Origin of the sequence: Proteus sp. G2626 (genome assembly GCF_009915985.1) — a bacterium.
Taxonomy (GTDB): Bacteria; Pseudomonadota; Gammaproteobacteria; order Enterobacterales; family Enterobacteriaceae; genus Proteus; species Proteus vulgaris.
The window spans coordinates 35003-54983 of sequence record NZ_JAABNH010000001.1; the positions used below are offsets into that span (position 1 = coordinate 35003).

Annotated in this window: 20 protein-coding genes; 9 read left to right on the plus strand and 11 right to left on the minus strand. The window is 38.4% G+C overall.

Annotation, left to right across the window (positions count from 1 at the left end; translation table 11 throughout):
• Positions 1-56 precede the first annotated feature (56 nt).
• Positions 57-1670 (minus strand): sigma 54-interacting transcriptional regulator, encoded by a 1614-nt coding sequence (locus GWJ05_RS00150; RefSeq protein ID WP_052038411.1) that lies wholly within the window; start codon positions 1668-1670, stop codon positions 57-59.
• Positions 1671-2073: 403 nt separating this feature from the next.
• On the opposite strand from GWJ05_RS00150, the gene hydN reads away from it, so the two are divergent.
• The 5 genes from hydN to GWJ05_RS00175 all read left to right on the plus strand — a co-directional run bounded on the left by hydN (position 2074) and on the right by GWJ05_RS00175 (position 4151).
• Positions 2074-2631, plus strand: a complete 558-nt coding sequence (hydN, locus tag GWJ05_RS00155; protein WP_036933158.1) for an electron transport protein HydN — start codon at positions 2074-2076, stop codon at positions 2629-2631.
• Positions 2632-2703: 72 nt separating this feature from the next.
• Positions 2704-3045: a hydrogenase maturation nickel metallochaperone HypA gene (gene hypA, locus GWJ05_RS00160; RefSeq protein ID WP_036933157.1), complete on the plus strand. Its 342-nt coding sequence runs from the start codon at positions 2704-2706 to the stop codon at positions 3043-3045.
• A gap of 8 nt (positions 3046-3053) precedes the next feature.
• Positions 3054-3344: a hydrogenase maturation factor HybG gene (gene hybG, locus GWJ05_RS00165; protein WP_036933156.1), complete on the plus strand. Its 291-nt coding sequence runs from the start codon at positions 3054-3056 to the stop codon at positions 3342-3344.
• Between the two features lie 131 nt (positions 3345-3475).
• On the plus strand, positions 3476-3790 hold the full coding sequence (sugE, locus tag GWJ05_RS00170; RefSeq protein ID WP_036933155.1) for a quaternary ammonium compound efflux SMR transporter SugE: 315 nt from the start codon (positions 3476-3478) through the stop codon (positions 3788-3790).
• 223 nt (positions 3791-4013) lie between these two features.
• The gene (locus tag GWJ05_RS00175) at positions 4014-4151 is read left to right on the plus strand and encodes a helix-turn-helix domain-containing protein (protein WP_231135619.1); all 138 of its coding nucleotides are present in this window, start codon (positions 4014-4016) and stop codon (positions 4149-4151) included.
• 175 nt (positions 4152-4326) lie between these two features.
• Here the strand turns inward: GWJ05_RS00175 and frdD are convergent, their stop codons facing one another.
• From frdD to frdA, 4 genes are read right to left on the minus strand one after another with little or no spacing between them, the layout of a single operon-like run.
• Positions 4327-4686: a fumarate reductase subunit FrdD gene (frdD, locus tag GWJ05_RS00180; protein WP_023583699.1), complete on the minus strand. Its 360-nt coding sequence runs from the start codon at positions 4684-4686 to the stop codon at positions 4327-4329.
• A 14-nt stretch (positions 4687-4700) separates the two neighbouring features.
• The gene (gene frdC / locus GWJ05_RS00185) at positions 4701-5093 is read right to left on the minus strand and encodes a fumarate reductase subunit FrdC (protein ID WP_036933153.1); all 393 of its coding nucleotides are present in this window, start codon (positions 5091-5093) and stop codon (positions 4701-4703) included.
• 14 nt (positions 5094-5107) lie between these two features.
• Positions 5108-5845: a succinate dehydrogenase/fumarate reductase iron-sulfur subunit gene (locus GWJ05_RS00190; protein ID WP_036933152.1), complete on the minus strand. Its 738-nt coding sequence runs from the start codon at positions 5843-5845 to the stop codon at positions 5108-5110.
• Positions 5838-7634 carry a fumarate reductase (quinol) flavoprotein subunit gene (frdA, locus tag GWJ05_RS00195; RefSeq protein ID WP_036933150.1) on the minus strand — a complete coding sequence of 599 codons (1797 nt, stop codon included), beginning with the start codon at positions 7632-7634 and terminating at the stop codon, positions 5838-5840. Before frdA ends, GWJ05_RS00190 begins: the two co-directional genes overlap by 8 nt.
• A gap of 932 nt (positions 7635-8566) precedes the next feature.
• Here frdA and epmA point away from each other — a divergent pair.
• Positions 8567-9544 carry an elongation factor P--(R)-beta-lysine ligase gene (epmA, locus tag GWJ05_RS00200; protein WP_036933149.1) on the plus strand — a complete coding sequence of 326 codons (978 nt, stop codon included), beginning with the start codon at positions 8567-8569 and terminating at the stop codon, positions 9542-9544.
• A 43-nt stretch (positions 9545-9587) separates the two neighbouring features.
• Here epmA and GWJ05_RS00205 read toward each other — a convergent pair whose 3' ends face one another.
• From GWJ05_RS00205 to glpT, 6 genes are all read right to left on the minus strand, one after another.
• Entirely contained in the window at positions 9588-10001 is a 414-nt protein-coding gene (locus GWJ05_RS00205; protein WP_036933148.1) for a hypothetical protein, read from the minus strand.
• Complete coding sequence (locus GWJ05_RS00210; RefSeq protein ID WP_036933147.1) at positions 9998-10540, minus strand: LemA family protein; 543 nt, start codon at positions 10538-10540, stop codon at positions 9998-10000. The genes GWJ05_RS00205 and GWJ05_RS00210 overlap by 4 nt, the downstream gene beginning before the upstream one ends.
• Before the next feature lie 9 nt (positions 10541-10549).
• Positions 10550-11620, minus strand: coding sequence for a hypothetical protein (locus tag GWJ05_RS00215; RefSeq protein ID WP_087802892.1), 1071 nt, complete (start codon positions 11618-11620; stop codon positions 10550-10552).
• A gap of 36 nt (positions 11621-11656) precedes the next feature.
• Positions 11657-12214 carry a LemA family protein gene (locus tag GWJ05_RS00220; protein ID WP_036933144.1) on the minus strand — a complete coding sequence of 186 codons (558 nt, stop codon included), beginning with the start codon at positions 12212-12214 and terminating at the stop codon, positions 11657-11659.
• 287 nt (positions 12215-12501) lie between these two features.
• A complete protein-coding gene (glpQ, locus tag GWJ05_RS00225; protein ID WP_036933143.1) occupies positions 12502-13581 on the minus strand; it encodes a glycerophosphodiester phosphodiesterase in 1080 nt (359 codons plus the stop codon).
• A gap of 135 nt (positions 13582-13716) precedes the next feature.
• Positions 13717-15069 (minus strand): glycerol-3-phosphate transporter, encoded by a 1353-nt coding sequence (glpT, locus tag GWJ05_RS00230; RefSeq protein ID WP_036933142.1) that lies wholly within the window; start codon positions 15067-15069, stop codon positions 13717-13719.
• Positions 15070-15449: 380 nt separating this feature from the next.
• Between glpT and glpA the strand changes: the two genes are divergently transcribed.
• Genes glpA through glpC form a run of 3 tightly spaced genes read left to right on the plus strand, consistent with a single transcriptional unit; the run spans position 15450 to position 19595 of the window.
• The gene (gene glpA / locus GWJ05_RS00235) at positions 15450-17108 is read left to right on the plus strand and encodes an anaerobic glycerol-3-phosphate dehydrogenase subunit A (RefSeq protein WP_180978775.1); all 1659 of its coding nucleotides are present in this window, start codon (positions 15450-15452) and stop codon (positions 17106-17108) included.
• Positions 17098-18405, plus strand: coding sequence for a glycerol-3-phosphate dehydrogenase subunit GlpB (gene glpB / locus GWJ05_RS00240; protein ID WP_036933141.1), 1308 nt, complete (start codon positions 17098-17100; stop codon positions 18403-18405). The genes glpA and glpB overlap by 11 nt, the downstream gene beginning before the upstream one ends.
• Positions 18402-19595 (plus strand): anaerobic glycerol-3-phosphate dehydrogenase subunit GlpC, encoded by a 1194-nt coding sequence (gene glpC, locus GWJ05_RS00245; protein ID WP_036933140.1) that lies wholly within the window; start codon positions 18402-18404, stop codon positions 19593-19595. Before glpB ends, glpC begins: the two co-directional genes overlap by 4 nt.
• The last annotated feature ends 386 nt before the right edge of the window (positions 19596-19981 follow it).

Consider the following 19981-nt stretch of genomic DNA (forward strand, 5'->3'; position numbering starts at 1 on the left):
GTGTAATTAATTTATTACACTCTCTCTTAATAATTTTAAAAGGAATTATTTCTGAATTAAAGTATTTCTGGAATTGAAATACCTAAGCGTTGCATGCGCGATAGTAGCGTTGTTCGTTTTAATCCTAATTTTAAAGCCGCACCTCTGGCTCCTGCAACAACGCCATTGGTTTCTCTTAATGCTTGAATGATCCTTTCTCGCTCCTCATCATCACTTTCTGGTGCATTAGTCTGCATGCGCCTTTCAATGGATGAAGGTTGAGTTAGTGCCTGTTTCAAACGAGAGGGCTTACTAATATGAAGCTCTTTTAATTGAAGGTTTAATGTTGAACCTCTGGTTAAAATAACAGCTCGTTCAATAATATTTTCTAGTTCACGGACATTACCAGGCCATGGATAAAGCGTTAGTTGTTCCAATGCGTTAGCAGGAATACAATCTATTTTTCTATCCATTCTCCGCGCAATTTTTTGTGTAAAATGTTTAACCAAAAGTGGAATATCTTCTGGTCGTTCTCTTAGTGGTGGAATAATAATAGGAAAAACATTAAGACGATAATAAAGATCTTCTCTAAATTCACCTTCATCTGTTAATTCATGAAGATCTTTATTGGTTGCTGCAATCAACCTAACATCAACAGGAATAACTTTATTACCACCTAATCTTTCTATCTCTCGCTCTTGAAGAACGCGAAGCAGTTTAGGTTGTAATTCAATTGGCATATCACCAATTTCATCAAGAAATAGCGTGCTTTTATCCGCCATTTCAAATCGACCAATATGCGTATTGGTTGCGCCAGTAAATGCACCTTTATCATGACCAAAAAGATCACTTTCTAATAGACCAGAAGGCACAGCAGCACAATTCATTTTTATCATCGATTTATCTTTTCGCTGACTAAGTCGATGAATAGCGCGTGCAATTAATTCTTTACCTGTTCCTGTTTCACCTAAAATAAGCACAGTACTATCACTTTGTGCGACTAATTCAATTTGTTCGAGCACATTATGCATAGCATCGCTTTGGTAAATAATCTCACTAAAGCATCCATTTTTATCTATTTGCTCATTAAGCCAAATATTCTCATTCTTTAAACTGTCTTTTAGATGCGTTATTTCTTCATATGCGGCTGCGTTTTCAATAGCGATACCAATACGGGCTGCAATTTGTTGTAGCAATTGGCAAGTATCGTCGGTAAAAACATGACTGATTTCATGTGCTAAAATTAATAAACCAAGCGGTTTATGATTAAAAGCCAGTGGCAATAACAAAGCCGTCTGCATATTTTGCTTAACTAGACGCTTAATCAAAACATCCTCTTGATCTTCTTTATTAATATCAATTAAGACGGGTTTATTTTGATTAATAATTTCTTCTGCTTTGTTATTCGCGCTACTAAACTTACGTTGTTGGCGGATGACTGATTTTCCAGTCTGATAACGGCTAGAATAAAGAATACCCTCATGACTATTATGTGATGAGGTACGGCATAACATTAGACTAATGTGGTTTAGTCCAAAAAAACGATGTATTTCTTTAGAGACTTCAGAAATAAGACCATCCATGTCTAAATGAGCTAATACAGAATTTGTAATATCAACCAATATTCGATATTGGTTGCGCTCATTACGAAGGCTCTCCATAGTTTCAGCGTTGTTACTGCTTAATTTCATGACACCACCGATTGCCCTAAAAAATTAGCTATATTGTAGTAGGTTTATAATAAATTTATATCAATGACTGAATCATTTTTGATCCAACCCGCTATTTTTGTATCTGCAATGAAACTTAAAAATATAAACTCATTAAATGGATATATAATTAATTATATAGCGCTTTCATTTATCGTCAAAAATGTCGAATAATTTGACGAAGTGACTTATTTATTAATCAATAATCATTTTTATTTAAAAATTATTTAATTGAAAAATAAGGAATAGTTATATCAAAAATATATTGGCATGAACCGTGCTAGACTCATTCTATAAATACCTAATTATGACTCTTAATTAGAATAACTCGTTGCATTTATCGCCATATATAACGGCTATATATAACAAAGATCAGGAGAATATGATGAACCGTTTCATCATTGCAGACCCTAAAAAATGTATTGGTTGCCATACTTGTGAGGTAGCTTGTGTGGTTTCACATCAGCAAGCCGAGCAAGATAACTTAGCCATTGAGCAGATTAGTGAGCAAAATTTTCAACCGCGAATTCATGTGGTTAAAGGATTCTCAATTAGTACAGCAGTTGTCTGTCACCAATGTGAAGATGCCCCTTGTGCAAATGTGTGCCCGAATGGTGCCATTATTCATAATAAAGATTATTACTATGTCGATCAGGATAAATGTATCGGCTGTAAAACCTGTGTGTTGGCTTGCCCTTATGGCACTATGGAGGTGGTTTCACGTCCAGTCATGCGCAAATTAACTGCGCTTAATACTATTGATGCATTTAAGGCTGAAGCTAATAAATGTGATTTATGCCATCACCGAGAAGCGGGGCCTGCATGTATTGAAGTTTGTCCAACGCATGCTTTAGTGTGCATTGATAGAGATGCACTTGAAGACATGGTGAAAGAGCGTCGTCGTAAAGCAGCTTTTGAAACCGGTGCTGAATTGTTGTTCTAAGATCAATAATAAAGCAACTATGTGCTGATACTATAGTTGCTATTATTTATCCTGCTTCAATAAGGTATCGACATGCATGAAATCACACTTTGCCAAAGTGCATTTGAGATAATAGATTCTCAGGCAAAATTAAATAATGCAAAAAAAGTAAAAAGTGTATGGATGGAAATTGGCGCATTATCTTGTGTTGAAGTGAGTGCGCTTGAGTTTTGTTTTGATATTGTTTGTAGAGACACTATTGCACAAGGCTGTGAATTACATATAGAAGTTATTCCTGCAAAAGCGTGGTGCTGGGATTGCCATCAAGTCGTGACAGTTTCAACATTTAACGCAGGGTGCCCTTCTTGTGGTAGCCAAAATTTGCGTGTTGAGAATGATGATGCAATGCGAATAAAGCAAATAGAGATCGAATAGGGGTTGTTATGTGTCTTGGTATTCCAGGTCAGGTTGTTGAAGTAGGAAAAACAATCACTGAAAATGCAATGGTCGATGTTTGTGGTGTAAAACGTGAAGTGAATATTGCACTAGTCTGTGAGGGAGAGCCTCATACGATGATTGGAAAGTGGGTATTAGTGCATGTAGGCTTTGCCATGAGTATCGTCAATGAAGAAGAAGCAAAAGAGACGCTGGATGCCTTGATGGCAATGGGAGAAGTGGAGGATGATGTCTCTGCTTTTCTTTATGGTGAAGAGGGCGCACCTAAAAAAAATTGAGTTAATTTTATGCTATTGCATGATTAATTTCTTTTTCTTATACTTAAACTTCATCTTTTTAAAAGCTGGGACGACCCAGCTTTTTGTCTTTGTATTCAGGGGACGACCCCAATTTATCTATAGGGGACGTTATGTCTTGGGTTATTCTTTTTGTTGCGGGTTTATTGGAAATCGTTTGGGCCGTTGGCCTTAAATACACACACGGTTTTACACGCTTAACACCGAGTATTATCACTATTAGCGCTATGATTGTGAGCATGGGAATGTTGTCTTATGCCATGAAAGGCTTACCTGCGGGCACGGCTTATGCGATTTGGACGGGTATTGGTGCAGTGGGTACCGCAATCTTTGGTATTTTGGTCTTTGGTGAGTCCGCGAATATCTATCGTTTACTCAGTTTAGCTATGATTATTTTCGGTATTATTGGGCTGAAATTAGCGAGTTGATTGTAATCAGTTTTTTAAAAGCCCCCAATGTGGTGTTTAGCTTTGGGGGAAGTTAGCGGTTTTGATTTTTTTCCTAATCAATTTTGTAGGATATTTTTAGCTTCCCTTATTTCCTTTTTGCAGAATAAAAAATGTAATCACCTAACTTTTTTGTTTCTGATTTTTTGATCTAAGTGTTTCAATGAGTGGTGCGGAAATTAAAACCTTACGTGCTAAATTTGGAATGTCACAAGCCGTTCTTGCGCGAGCTTTAGGTATGTCGAAAGAGAGTGTTTCTAAGTGGGAGCGAGGTAAAAAAAACCTAGTGGACCCGCACAGAGGATGTTGTGTATTTTGGAACGCCAAGGCCCTGAGATTTTAATAGTTTGATGAAGAGATAACAATTGGTTGTCTAATCCTTTCTTATTTATGAATTTTGTTTACTGTGAACTATAAATCCAACAAAAAGAATAAATATTGACGGTTAACCAGTAGCGAAATATTTCCACAAAAAAAGCCACTCAATTGAGTGGCTTTTTATCTTACGTATTAATCAATTATAGTGTAAATACACCAATGATAGCGAGAACACTGATAATAGCAGCACCACCATAAAATACCCATTTGCTTGCAGGTACATGCACTTTAAAATCATGCAAAGTATGGTGAATACGGTGTAATGCACACCAAACTGGCAGAATGATCATCAATAGTAAGAACAGACGGCCAATGATGCTTTGGCTAAATGCCATAATACGTTCATAAGTAAATGCTTCTGGCGCAATACCCATAGGGATTAGGATACCGAGCAGGATGATGATTGCTGGAGAAACAATCGCACTCCACATACCACCTGCACCAAACAATCCCCAGAAAATAGGTTCATCAGAGCGCTTAGGAAGTTGATTCTGATTCATTATTTCCTCCTGGGTTACATTAACGCCACTGCCAGAATAGCGGCAGTAACAACGATAGTGACAGCCCAAAAACCACGAACAATAGGTTCTTGAGGCATTTTTTCATCTTTAACAACGATAACCACAGCTTTTGGTGCAAGTTTAAACCAAGTTGCAGTGTGGAATACTGTCGCAATAAGAGTCACAATATTAATCAGCATTACAATTGGATTGCTCAGGAATCCAACGAAACCTGCCCAACTTTCTGGTCCATTTTTCAGTGCGAATACACCAAACAGTACAACCAGACTGAACCAAAGTTGTGGAAGACAAGTACCTTCACGGGTGATATAGAAACGATAGAAACCGAGTTTCGTCCACCAGTTTGGTTGCATACCACGAACATAAGGCTTACGTTTTGTTGTCATGTCTTGTTTCCTCCTTAACGTGGTTTCAGCATCGCAATGACAAAGTCTTGCGCACTGGCTGCTTTACCTTGCTGAATAGCGGCAGCAGGATCCACATGTTTTGGACAGACTTCAGAACAGTAGCCAACAAAGGTACAAGACCAGACACCGTTCTCACCATTTAATTGAGGCATACGCTCTTTTGCCCCATGGTCGCGACTATCTGTGTTGTAACGTTGAGCTAATGTAATCGCGGCTGGACCAATAAACTCTGGGTTTAAACCAAACTGAGGGCAGGCTGCATAGCAAAGACCACAGTTAATACAACCAGAGAACTGGTGGTATTTCGCCATTTGAGCCGGAGTCTGTTTATTTGGACCTTCTGAAGGCTTACGATCATTACCGATGATATAAGGTTTAATCGCTTCTAAGCTTTCGATAAAGTGAGTCATATCGACAACTAAGTCACGCTCAACAGGGAAGTTACCTAAAGCTTCAACTCTTACACCATCTGGATATTCACGAATAAAGGTTTTACAAGCTAGTTTAGGCACTTTATTAACCATCATGCCGCAAGAGCCACAAATTGCCATACGGCAAGACCAGCGGTAAGAAAGATCAGGCGCTAAATTATCTTTGATATAACCCAGTGCATCCAATAATGAGGTTTGCTCATCATAAGGAACATCGTAAGTGACGAAATGAGGCGCTTCATCCGTTTCAGGGTTATAGCGCATGACTTCCATCTTAACGTGCTTCATGTCATCAGCCATTCGCTTTCTCCTTGTTCTGCTTGTCTTGTGCAGTCGCTTCACCACCATAGACACGTTTAGCAGGAGCAGATTTCGTGATCTTCACATCGCTATATTCTAAACGAGGTGCCCCTTCTGGGTTATAGAACGCCAGAGTATGTTTCAGGAAGTTCACGTCATCACGCTCAGTACAACCTTCGTCAAGACGTTGGTGTGCACCACGAGACTCTTTACGATTGATTGCAGAATGAGCCATACATTCAGCGACATCTAAACCAAAGCCAAGCTCAATTTTGTACAGTAAATCTGTATTAAAGACGCTACTAGTGTCTTTAATTTCAACACGTTTAAAGCGTTCTTTTAATTCAGCTAGTTTATCAACAGTTTTTTGCATTAATTCAGGTGTACGATAGATACCGCAACCTTCTTCCATTGATTCACCCATTTCATCGCGAATTTGTGACCAGCTTTCAGAACCTTTTTGATTCATCAGCTTTTTCAGGCCATCTTCAATGTCACGAGTACGAGCATCTAATGCTGATGCATTAGCAGGTGCCGCTTCTTGAGCACAACGAACCGCTTCTTCACCAGCAAGACGACCAAATACAACCAGTTCTGCTAGTGAGTTAGAACCTAAACGGTTAGCGCCGTGTAAGCCAACAGATGAACATTCACCTACTGCAAACAGACCTTTAATACGAGTTTCTGTTTGTTGGTTGGTTTCGATACCACCCATAGTGTAGTGAGCAGTAGGACGAACTGGAATTGGTTCATTAACTGGGTCAACACCCACATACGCTTTTGCCAGTTCACAAATAAATGGCAGACGTTCATGGAGTTTTTTCGCACCCAGATGACGTAAGTCCAGATGAACCACATCACCACGGTGAGTTTTAATGGTACGGCCTGCACGCCACTCATGCCAGAATGCTTGAGAGACTTTATCGCGAGGACCTAATTCCATGTATTTATTTTCTGGTTTACCTAATGGTGTTTCTGGTCCTAAACCGTAATCTTGCAGATAACGATAACCATCTTTATTGACCAGAATACCGCCTTCACCACGACAACCTTCAGTCATCAGGATACCTGAGCCAGGTAAGCCTGTTGGGTGATATTGAACAAATTCCATATCACGCAATGGAACGCCATGACGTAAAGCGATACCCATACCATCACCGGTAACAATACCGCCATTGGTATTGAAACGATAAACACGTCCAGCCCCCCCTGTTGCCATAATGACGGCATTGGCACGAATTTGAACTTTCGTCCCTTCCATCATATTGATAGCAACAACACCACGAGCGTGACCTTCATCAACGAGGATATCGAGAACAAAATGCTCGTCGAAACGTTGAATTTGTGGGTATTTTAAGGATGTTTGGAATAAGGTATGTAACATATGGAAGCCGGTTTTATCGGCCGCGAACCAGGTCCGTTCGATCTTCATCCCACCAAAACGTCGGACGTTGACTGACCCGTCTTCTTTACGGCTCCAAGGACAGCCCCAGAGTTCTAGTTGAGTCATCTCTGTTGGACAATGCTCAACGAAGTAATCAACGACATCCTGTTCACACAACCAGTCACCGCCTGAAACGGTATCATTGAAGTGGAAATCATAGGAGTCGTGAGCCTGAGTCACTGCTGCTGATCCGCCTTCTGCTGCCACAGTGTGGCTACGCATTGGGTAAACTTTTGAGATCAGAGCAATTTTCAGTTGAGGATTCGCTTCCGCGGCAGCTATTGCTGCTCGTAAGCCTGCGCCCCCGGCTCCGATTATCGCTATATCGGCATTAAAGGTTTGCACTGCGCTTCTCCATTGTTCAAGTGAAAATTGGAATAATTGTCTAGAATTCAATTCACTGACATTATTAATTTGTAATGCTATTTTTTTAAGCTATCCGTAACGAAATTGTTTCACTGCCTTGTGACTGCGCTTGATAACATCTTTATTATCATTGACTGTAGTTTTAGTATAACGAAATGTAAGCCACCGAAATTTGATATGAATGATGGTTTTCCCGTATTTCACAAAAAAAGTGTGATCCACACCAAGAATTCTGGGTTTTGATAATAAGAGCCCAGAGAAACTTGAGGATAAAATAAAATATATATTTTTAAATTGAAAATTATAAATAGTAATGAATAACTGGTTTTGAAAGTATAGATAACTTTAATTGAAAATGACAATGATTTTTTGTTATCTGTTGATTTTAAAGGATAAATATTTTTCCTTTCCATTTGGTTAATTTAATTTAATTAAAGCTCATTCTAAAAATTAAAATATTTTTTTTACTATTTATCTAAAACAAATCGGTTTGTCTTGTTAATTGTTAATAAAATATTAATAATATTTCTAAAGGTTTTTAATACTCGTCAAAATATACAAATTTAAATAAAAAGTTAATGTTGAAGTTAAGATGAGAGTGACGATTTAAATATAAGTATTGTGTTAGTTTATTGTTACTCGCAATTGAGAAAAAGAATTATTACAATTTACTTTTATTATAAGATAATCGCTAAAGAGTTGTATCTATCGTATTGGGTTGGTGTTTATTTCGACAATAAAAGTGCCTTAAAGTAGATATTTTGTAGAATAACATTTAATTACCTTATGTATTTTTACTTAGAAAGGCGGAAAATAATGAATAAGCATACCTCTTTATCAGGGAGAAATTTGTCTGTTGAGGAGGATGCGAGTAAACTGCACGCTTTGTTTTCTGTTGGAGTTTTTCATTCATGAGTGAAATCGCGGATTGGCAGCCAAGCGCCTCAATCGCCAACTTACTGAAAAAGGCGAAAATAGTCAGTAATATTAGGCGTTTTTTCGCTGATCGTGGTGTGTTAGAAGTTGAGACACCTATGATGAGTCAGGCTACCGTTACCGATGTTCATCTTTACCCATTTGAAACCCACTTTGTCGGGCCAGGTGCTTCACAAGGGCTTAAGCTTTATTTGATGACTAGCCCTGAATACCATATGAAGCGCTTATTAGCTGCGAACAGTGGGCCTATTTATCAAATGGGGCGTTGCTTCCGTAATGAGGAAGCCGGTAGATATCATAATCCGGAATTTACGATGCTAGAGTGGTATCGCCCTTGTTTTGATATGTACCGGTTGATGAATGAAGTCGATGATCTACTGCAAGAAGTCTTAGATTGTGAAGCATCCGAATCACTCTCTTACCAGCAAGCATTCTTGCGTTATCTTGATATCGACCCTTTATCGGTAGATAAAGAAAAATTACGCGAAGTTGCTGCAAAACTGGATTTATCAAATATCGCAGATACTGAAGAAGATAAAGATACACTGCTTCAGTTACTATTTGTCTCTGGGGTTGAACCTCATATCGGTTTAGAAAAGCCCACCTTTATCTATCATTTCCCTGCATCCCAAGCATCATTAGCTGAAATTAGTTCTGAAGATCATCGTGTAGCAGAACGTTTTGAAGTCTATTTTAAAGGTGTTGAATTAGCGAATGGATTTCGTGAGTTGACTGATGCGCAAGAACAACGCCATCGCTTTGAACGTGATAATCGTCAGCGAATAGCAATGGGATTACCAGAGCAACCCATTGATGAGCGTTTTTTAGCCGCTCTTGAAGCGGGATTACCAGAGTGTTCTGGTGTGGCTTTAGGAGTTGATCGCCTCATTATGCTGGCGCTTGGTGTAGAGCGTATTAGCGATGTGATTGCATTTCCTGTTTACAGAGCATAAATGTGATATCGATAGTACAATAAAAGAGAGCCTAGACTCTCTTTTATTTTTTTGATTTTCGGTTTTGTCTTCGTTTTTCTTCTGTTTCAAGGGCTTTTTCTTGAAACTTTGCAAACTTATTCCCTGTTACGTCTTTCATATAGCGATAATTAATAAACCAATACGTAATACAAGAAAATAAAATAACCCACCAGATTAAGAGTAATTTTAATGCAGAATGAATTCCTAGTATTAAATTAAAACTAATTAAAACTATTAAGCTGACAAATATCGAGCTAAATAACCCTCCCGCAATTTGTGGCATATATTTTTTTAAAGGAGTGATACTTATTAATGGCAAAATAATAGCCATAGAAAACAGCACTCCAAATGTGGCAAACATAATAATTGATATAGGTTCATCAAAGCTCAGAAACCAATCTGTTATGCCAAAAAAAGAAAAAGGAATTTCTATCATAAAGTTACCTCTCTACTAGGATAGAAAAGAGGGATATCTTTAAAATTAAAAATCAGTTTAAAGAATACATTAGGAAAAATATGTATTTCAGTATTATAGAGCGTGACAGATTGATTAAAGAATTCACGCCTATCTGCAATACATTCTTCTAATTCTTTAGCTTGTGTTTGTAATAAGTATAAATTTTTTTCACTGATAAGTTCAGGATAATTTTCAGCAATAATGAGTGATTTTTTTATTTGAGGTAATAACTGATTCGCTAAATTAACTTTTTGATCTAATACATCTGCATGTAAATAGTGATCTCTATTTTCAGCTAATCTTTCAAATAAGATTTTTTCATGGCCCATTGCTTTTTGTGTAATCACTATCAGCATGGGGATCAAGTCAACTTGTTTTTTTAATAAAACATCAATATTTGCAAAGGCTTTATAGCAATTGTTTTTGAGCATCACCATGTTGTTATAAATCATCACTAATTGGCGTATTAAAAAATAAACCAAGGTGAGAATAAAAATGATGAAAATAAGCCATTCCATATTAATCAATTACCAAGAAAAAGTGTTATTAAAATAAAGTGTTAGTATGCCGTTTTGGTAATCCATGGGTATTACTAAAATGGAGAAGATAACAAAAAGAGCAATAATAACGATGATGGTAGAGTTACGACGAAAAGGGCGCGCTTTGTTCCAACGCGCAACATAATCTTGTGGTGATAAACCTAGCAGGTAATGTGGTTCTTTACGTGTGATAACCACTTCGCCATTGATAGATTCTGCATTACCAATTAATAAATATGTTGTGTCTGATCCTAAGATGTACTCTTTAAAACGTTTATTATTGTATTCAAGATCTTGATGAGGCTCGATACCAAGATGCACTAAGGGGTTATCAGCTGCGAGAACTTGAATTGATCCGGTATCATCAGTCATCGTGAAATTGTTGATCTTTTTTTCACAGAATGACTGATGATAACTTTTCTTGCCTTCTTTATCTTTGGATACGTCATATTCATAATAGAAGTAACCATAACACTCTTTTTTACCGAGGCGGCTTATTAATTTTTTTCCCGCAGTTATCTTGCCTTCTATCTCAACAAGTCCAATGGCTAAAGAGCGAATTTTAGATGTCGCTAGAATTTTTTGAAAACGTAAAAAACGCTTTTCAGGTGTTCTTTTGACAACTTGATAAACGAACATTAAAACGAAACTTAAAAAGAACAATCTATGGTCAATAAAAAAGCCAAAGCTTAAGCAGAGCAGTAAAAGGCTAATAAATATGGTGTTAACCAGTGCCGAAAACTTAGACTCACCTTCCATTTGTAATTGATGATAATTTTTTATCGCCTTTTCACCAATATTTCCAATATGATTTGAAATACCATAGGAAAATATCAAAATAACAACAAATGCAATACAGGAGATGAGATTAACAATGGAGTCTTCACCGCTAGGATAAAGGCCATTTTCTCGCGAAAAAAACAGATAATTTCCAGTAGCAAAAGCGATCCCTAAAAAGGGAACAATACCTAAGTTATTCTTCTTTTTTTGGGTGCGTTTGCTACGTAAAAAATAGATTAATGCGCCTACAGCACAGCCGATAAAAAAATAAATTAACACTGTAACCTATCCTTAATGCGGTTATTTAAATTGCTGTCATTTAAAATGAATGCCTTCAAACTTCATTTCTTCTTTTGGTATTTCTAGCAATTGCATGTGTTCAAAGCGGAAAAGGCCAGCAATTAAGCTATCAGGAAACATTTCTATTGCAGTATTGTAGTTGGTGGTTGCATCATTAAAGCCTTCACGACGTTGAGCAATTTTATTTTCTACATCACTAACACCAGTTTGAAGTAATGCTAATTGTTCACCTGAAATTAATGTAGGATAATTTTCAGCAAGGGCAATCATGCCGCGCAATGCGGTATTCATCTCATTTGATGCGCTGATTTTTTCATTAATATTTTGCGCTTTAAAGTAGCGTTGTCTTGCGTCGCTTAATGCAATAAATACACTTTTTTCATGCTCCATGGCTTTTTCAGCCACAGCCATTAATTGAGGAATTTGGTCTGCTCGCTGTTTTAAAATAACGTCGATATTCGCAAATTGATTACTGACTTGATTGCGCATCGCAATAAGACGATTATAAATTGAAATACCCCAACTAATAAAAAGAACGATAAGAACAAGTAAAATAATAGCCATTATTGTCATTGTGATCCCTTTTTCTGAATATTTAATAAATGATGATAGCTAAATTAAAAAGTGATTATAGTTTTTAATTAAATTATTAGAGCAACTTAGAGAAAGATGAAGAAATATACAATCAGAAAGGGTGCAAATAGCCTACTCTTTCACAATAAAGAATAGGATACTCGTCATACTTCAAGTTGTAGCGTTGTTGACTGCGTTTACTCGTACTAGTCGCATACTAATGTATGCGACTAGTATCCGCTTAGCTACACCTTGAATTATTTAGGGCGTAAATAAAATGCGATGGGTTATTTAGCTTGTTTTTGTAAGAATTTAACTCCTAAATCAGGGAAGTCAGTAAAGACACCTTCCGCTCCAGCTTGGTTATAGATAATGTCGTAAAGCTGATCACCATCTTTTGCGTATTTAGGTAGTTTATCAATACGTACTGTAAACGGATGAATGGTGAGTTTATTAGCGTGAGCATCTGCCGCCATACCCGTTAAAGTGATATTTTCTGGTGTTGAATTATCTTCCACTAACATATGGTAATCCGGTCCAATTCCATCTGCATAAGTGGCAATCTCTTTCATTGCACCTGGCTTAAACATCCACTCATAGCTGTAATTTGTCCATGTTCCATCAGGCTGTTTCTCATACGTCTCATTCCAGTCAGTATAAGCGATTAGCTGAACAAGTTTTAAATCCATGCCCATTTGGGGCATTAATTCTGTTTTGATGCGTTTTAGATCGTTAGCATCAAAGGATTGTAGATAAACATTGTCAGTTTTTTTCGTATAACCGTACTGTTTAAGTACTTCAAGTACTTTTTTGGTGATATCTTTGCCTTCTTGCTCATGGAACCAAGGGGCTTTAATTTCAGGGTAAATACCAATATCTTGGCCTGTTGATTTGTTTAAGCCTTGGATAAATTCAATTTCTTCTTGGAAAGTATGTACACGGAAATCCGATTTACCCATAGGGAAACGGTTTGGGTAACTTTGGACTTTTTTACCGTCAACAATGTCAAAGCCTTCCGTAAATTTCAGTCCTTTAATTTCTTCAAGTGTAAAGTCAATGGCGTAATAACGACCATCTTTTCTTGCTCTATCAGGATAACGATCAGCCACATCTGTTACACGATCAAGATAGTGGTCATGTAAAACAACTAATTCGTTGTCTTTGGTCATCACCAAGTCTTGCTCTAGATAATCTGCGCCTTGGGCATAAGCTAATGCTTTGGCAGGAAGCGTATGTTCAGGCAAATAACCACTTGCACCACGGTGAGCAATAACAACCTTATCGCTTGCCGCTTGTGCGATTGCACTTAAAGATAGAGTTAAAAGAACGCCTGCAACTAACGGTTTTATTCTAAAAGATGTACTCATAAAGCTGCTCCATTTTAATTCTACGTACAACAAAGTTATGTACAGTTGGCAATAAAAAAGCCACATCAAAACAGTTGATGTGGCTTGGTTTTTAGAGATGAGATTTAACTAATTTCATAAATAATCAGTTAGCGATTATTCGTACTTCTGAAGCATTTCACGTTTGTGTTTGGTTTCAGTAACCATCACGATAAGTAATAATACAACAGACAGTGCACTACCGCCGATCATGACCATAAAGCCGCCATCCCAGCCGAAGTAGTCAACTGTGTAACCTACGATAGCACTCGCCGCAACAGAACCACCTAAGTAACCGAATAGACCGGTAAAGCCAGCTGCTGTACCTGCTGCTTTTTTCGGTGCAAGCTCAAGTGCATGCAGACCAATCAACATAACAGGGCCATAGATTAAGAAACCGATGATTAACATACACGCCATATCAACATTCGGGTTACCCGCTGGGTTCATCCAGAATACGATAGTTGCGATAGTTACTAAGGTCATGAAGAACACACCTGTCGCACCACGGTTACCTTTGAACACTTTATCTGACATCCAACCACACAGCAGAGTGCCCGGAATACCTGCGTATTCGTATAAGAAGTAAGCCCATGATGATTTATCCATTGCGAAGTGTTTAACTTCACGCAGATAAGTTGGTGACCAGTCCAGCACGCCGTAGCGCAGTAAGTAAACGAACACGTTCGCAATCGCAATCATCCACAGAAGTTTGTTAGGGAACACATACTTCATAAAGATTTCTTTTGCAGTCAGTTCTTGTTCGTCAGTTTCTTTATAATCAGGTGGATAGTCGTTTTTGTACTCCTCAATTGAAGGTAAACCACAAGATTGAGGGGTATCGCGCATTAATGCGAATGCAATCATTGCAACTAAGATTGCTGCAAATGCTGGCATATATAACGCTGCTTTCCAGTCGTTAAACCACGCCATACCTAATAAGAATAGTAATGGAGGCAAACCACCACCGACGTTATGCGCACAGTTCCAAATCGAAACGATACCGCCACGTTCTTTCTGTGACCACCAGTGAACCATGGTACGTCCACAAGGAGGCCAACCCATACCTTGGAACCAACCACAAAGGAACAACAGAACGAACATAACCATAATGCTCGAAGTTGCCCATGGCACAAAGCCCATAACTAGCATCACTAAAGACGCTAAAATAAGACCTGCGGGTAAGAAATAACGAGGGTTAGCACGGTCAGAGAAAGAGCCCATGATAAACTTAGAGAAACCATAAGCAATGGAGATCCCTGATAAAGCAAAACCTAAATCACCTTTAGAGAATCCCTCTTCTACGAGATAAGGCATTGCTAATGCAAAGTTTTTTCTTACTAAATAATAAGCAGCATAACCGAAGAAAATCCCCATAAAGATCTGCCAGCGTAGGCGACGATAGACGGGATCTATCTGCTCTTTTGGCAAACGCGCTTTATGTGGCGCAGGTCTAAACAGACTTAACATATTAGCCTCCGATGGCTTTTATTTTAATATGTTGATATTAAATAATGACAAAACGAACAATGAAGTTATCAAAAAATTTTCTTTAACGAACTTAATAGTAAACTTATACAATCAAATTTACTGTGAGGTATTACTCAGTTGTCGAATAAATTTTCAATATGTGCAATTTTGAGTGATATGTTAACTTTATGAAATACTTTCTGTTAAATAATTTGTGATTAGTATCACAGATGTGGTTTTAATTTCTCACTCATGAGCGTTTCTCTTTCGTTTTTGCTCATTATCAAACATTAACCACACTTTTTGTGTATCTTATACACTATAATTAGCGCTAAAGAATAATTAAGCGTTTGCTGAATGTAATGTGAGAGGGCATCTCTATGATGAGCGGTTCACCAGTGACAGAAACAGATGTCATTATTATTGGCGGGGGAGCAACCGGTGCAGGCATGGCAAGAGACTGCGCGCGCCGTGGGTTACGTTGCGTCCTGCTTGAAAGACACGATATTGCAACCGGTGCAACCGGTCGAAATCATGGATTGTTACACAGTGGTGCGCGTTATGCAGTAACCGATCCTGAATCAGCGCGTGAGTGTATTGAAGAGAATATGATCTTAAAACGGGTTGCTCGTCATTGTGTTGAAAAGACGGATGGCCTTTTTATTACCTTACCTGATGATTCTTTAGAGTTTCAACAGACTTTTATTCAAGCTTGCCAAGCTGCAGGTATTGATGCTCAAGCGATTTCACCCGAAGAAGCTATTCGCTTAGAGCCTTCTGTTAACCCAAATTTAATTGGCGCAGTTAAAGTGCCTGATGGCACCGTTGATCCATTTCGTCTAACTGCAGCAAATATGTTAGATGCTCGCGAACATGGTGCACAAGTACTGACTTACCATGAAGTTGTTGGCCTTATTCGTGAAGGCGATCGTGTTAAAGGTGTCAAAGTTTACGATCATCAAACAAAAAGAATGTATGAAATTCGTGCGCAAATTGTGGCGAATGCTGGTGGTATTTGGGGACAAAAAATTGCTGAATACGGTGAATTAAAAATTCGAATGTTCCCAGCAAAAGGTGCATTACTGATTTTAGGTCATCGTATTAACAATATGGTGATCAACCGTTGTCGTAAACCTGCGGATGCCGATATTTTAGTGCCTGGTGATACTATCTCATTAATTGGTACAACTTCAACGCGTGTGCCTTACGATGAAATCGACAATATGTATGTCACTCCTGAAGAAGTCGATATCCTTATTCGTGAAGGTTCAATGTTAGCGCCTAAATTGGCTCAAACACGAATTCTACGTGCTTACGCAGGTGTCCGGCCTTTAGTGGCTAGTGATGATGATCCTTCTGGTCGTAATGTGAGTCGTGGTATCGTTTTACTCGACCATGCTCAACGCGATGGTTTAGAAGGGTTTATTACTATTACGGGCGGTAAATTAATGACTTACCGTTTAATGGCTGAATGGGCGACAGATAAAATCTGTGAGAAATTAAATATTTCTGCGAAATGTACTACCGCAGAAGAAGCATTACCTGGCTCTCGCCAATCTGCGGAGCAAGCATTACGTAGTGTTGTGTCTCTGCCTGCGCCAATCCGTGGCTCTGCCGTTTATCGCCATGGTGATTTGGCGAATAAATTACTGAGTAATGAACGTATTGATAAAAGCTTAGTGTGCGAATGCGAGGCAGTAACCGCTGCTGAAGTGCGTTACGCGGTTAACTCTTTAACGGTTAATAACTTACTTGATTTACGTCGTCGTACTCGTGTTGGGATGGGGACTTGCCAAGGTGAGCTTTGTGCTTGTCGTGCCGCAGGGTTATTAAACCGTTTACAAGTTACTACCCCTCATGAATCAGAGCAACAGCTTGCTCATTTCCTCAATGAGCGTTGGAAAGGCATTCGACCAATTGCTTGGGGGAATGCGTTACGTGAAAGTGAGTTTACCAGTTGGGTTTATCAAGGTTTATGTGGTTTAGATGCAGATATGATTGAAAAAACAGCTTCAGCGGAGGCAGATAATGAAATTTGACGTCATCATTATAGGTAGCGGGCTGGCGGGATTAACGGCGGGTATTCGTCTTGCCGAAGCTGGTAAGTCTTGTGCAATCATTAGCAATGGCCAAAGTGCACTGCATTTTTCGTCAGGTTCACTGGATTTATTGACGCATCTTCCTGATGGAACATCGGTGACTCACCCCAAAAAAGCACTGGCAACTTTGGCAGAGTTAGCACCTAAACATCCTTATAGCCGTATGGGTGAAATACAGGTTTCAACCTTAATTGAACAAGCTCAAGCATTGTTGGCAAGTACAAATGGCCTTGAATATCAAGGTAGTGGTGATGAAAACCATTATCGTATTACGCCAGTAGGGCATTCTCGTATGAGTTGGATGAGTCCCAAACGAGTCCCCATTCATGGTATTGATAAAGCATTGCCGTGGAAAAAGCTGGCCGTGGTAGGAATTGAAGGTTTCTTAGATTTTCAACCTCAGTTTGCAAGTAATACGCTTAATGAGCAAGGTGTTGAAGCTATTCCTTATCATATCCACTTACCGTTATTAGATAGATTGCGTGATAATCCAAGTGAATTTAGAGCAGTTAATATTGCGCGTTACTTAGATAAACCTGAAAACACACAAGCGTTAGCTGACGAACTGAAAAAGCATGTTGATGACAGTGTTGAAGCGATTATTTTACCTGCATGTATTGGACTTGATGCTGAAGAGCCTGTGACATTACTGCAACAGTTAGTCGGTAAAGCGATTTGTCTATTACCAACATTGCCACCTTCTCTATTAGGAATTCGTCTACATCAAGCATTAAAACTGCGTTTTCAAAAAGCGGGTGGTTTAATCATGCCAGGTGATCGCGCGGAGGAAGTTGACTTAGTGGGTAACACTGTTACAGGCGTTCACACTAGAAATCACACTGATATTCCTATTCGTAGTGAGCATGTGGTGTTAGCAACGGGAAGCTTTTTTAATAATGGCTTAATTGCCGAATTCGATCGTGTTTATGAGCCTTTAATGGAGCTGGATTTGTTAGAGGTATTACCTCGTAATGAGTGGACACAAGAGAATGTCTTTGCGAAACAGCCTTATATGCGCTTTGGTGTTAATACCGATAGCCAATTAAGGCCCATGAAATATGGTGAAGTATTAGACAATGTCTATGCTGTGGGCGCTGTGTTAGGTGGATTTGATCCGCTAAATGAAGGTTGTGGTGCTGGTGTTTCAATGATTAGTGCTCTTTATGCCGCGCAACAAATTTTACAACATCACAAATCAGAACAGACCACATCTGCGGTTGTGGAGGCAGCACAATGAGTTTACAAGATAACAGTTTTGAAGCTTGCATTAAGTGTACAGTTTGTACAACTTACTGCCCTGTTGCAAAAGTGAATCCACTTTATCCTGGTCCTAAACAAGCAGGCCCTGATGGTGAGCGTTTACGCTTAAAAGATCCGATGCTTTATGATGAAGCATTGAAATATTGTACTAACTGTAAGCGTTGTGAAGTCGCATGTCCGTCAGATGTAAAAATTGGTGATATCATTTCGCGCGCGAAACTGAACTACAATACCAAAACACCTAAAATTCGGGATGCTATTTTAAGTCATACGGATTTAATGGGAACACTGTCAACGCCAATGGCGCCGATAGTAAATACTATTACCGGATTAAAACCAGTCCGTAAAATCTTGGATAAAGCGCTTAAAATCGATCATCGTCGTGAATTACCAAAATACTCTTTTGGTACATTTAGAACATGGATGAAAAAACAAGTTGAAGAGCAGGCGCGTTTTAAAGATCAAGTTGCCTTCTTCCATGGTTGTTATGCTAACTATAACCACCCACAATTAGGGAAAGATTTAGTTAAAGTATTTAACAAAATGGATATTGGTGTTCAGTTATTAAAACGTGAAAAATGCTGTGGTGTTGCATTAATTGCGAATGGTTTTGTTAAACAAGCCAAAAAACAAGCCGCCGTGAACCTTGAATCTCTGACAGAAAAAATTGTTGAAAACAACATTCCTGTCGTTGCAACATCATCAACTTGTACCTTCACTATTCGTGATGAGTATGAACACATCCTTGATGTTGATACATCAAAAGTACGTGAAAATATCGAATTAGCGACACGTTATATTTATCGCTTACTAGAAGATGGCCGTGAATTACCACTGAAACACACCCCGTTAAAAGTGGTATATCACACTCCTTGTCATATGGAAAAAATGGGTTGGACGGCATATTCTATTGATTTAATTAAACGTATCCCTGGCGTTGAAGTGATCGTTCTTGACTCTCAATGTTGTGGTATTGCCGGAACTTATGGTTTTAAATCTGAAAACTACGATGTTGCGCAAGGTATTGGGGCTGGCTTATTCCGTCAAATTGAAGAGAGTGGTTGCGATTTAGTCATAACAGACTGTGAAACCTGTAAATGGCAAATAGAGATGTCAACAACGAAAAAATGTGAACACCCTATTAGTTTATTGGCAAGAGCATTATAAGTATTGCCTATTAGATAATAAAAACGTAATTGATTACTAAGATAACAAGCAACTAGGGAATAAAAGAGGATCTTTTATTCCCTTTTTTTATTGAAACGCGAATGTACTAGAAAAAAACAATAAAAAGGAAGTAATCCACCCTTGTTGATAATAGATTATTTTAAAATGATTATGTTTAATGAGAAATATAAATATAGCTGTTTTGATAAAGCCAAATATTTTGTACTTTTTTAAGTGTGATATTTTGCCCATTAGTCAGCAATAACGCTTGCTTTCCCGCCTAATGCATTAGTAGCGACTAATGTTCCTTCAACAATAGGGGCAGAGCTTAAGGCAACATGGGCTACAATATCATGATCGAGATTAGCTATGGCAAGAGTATAAGT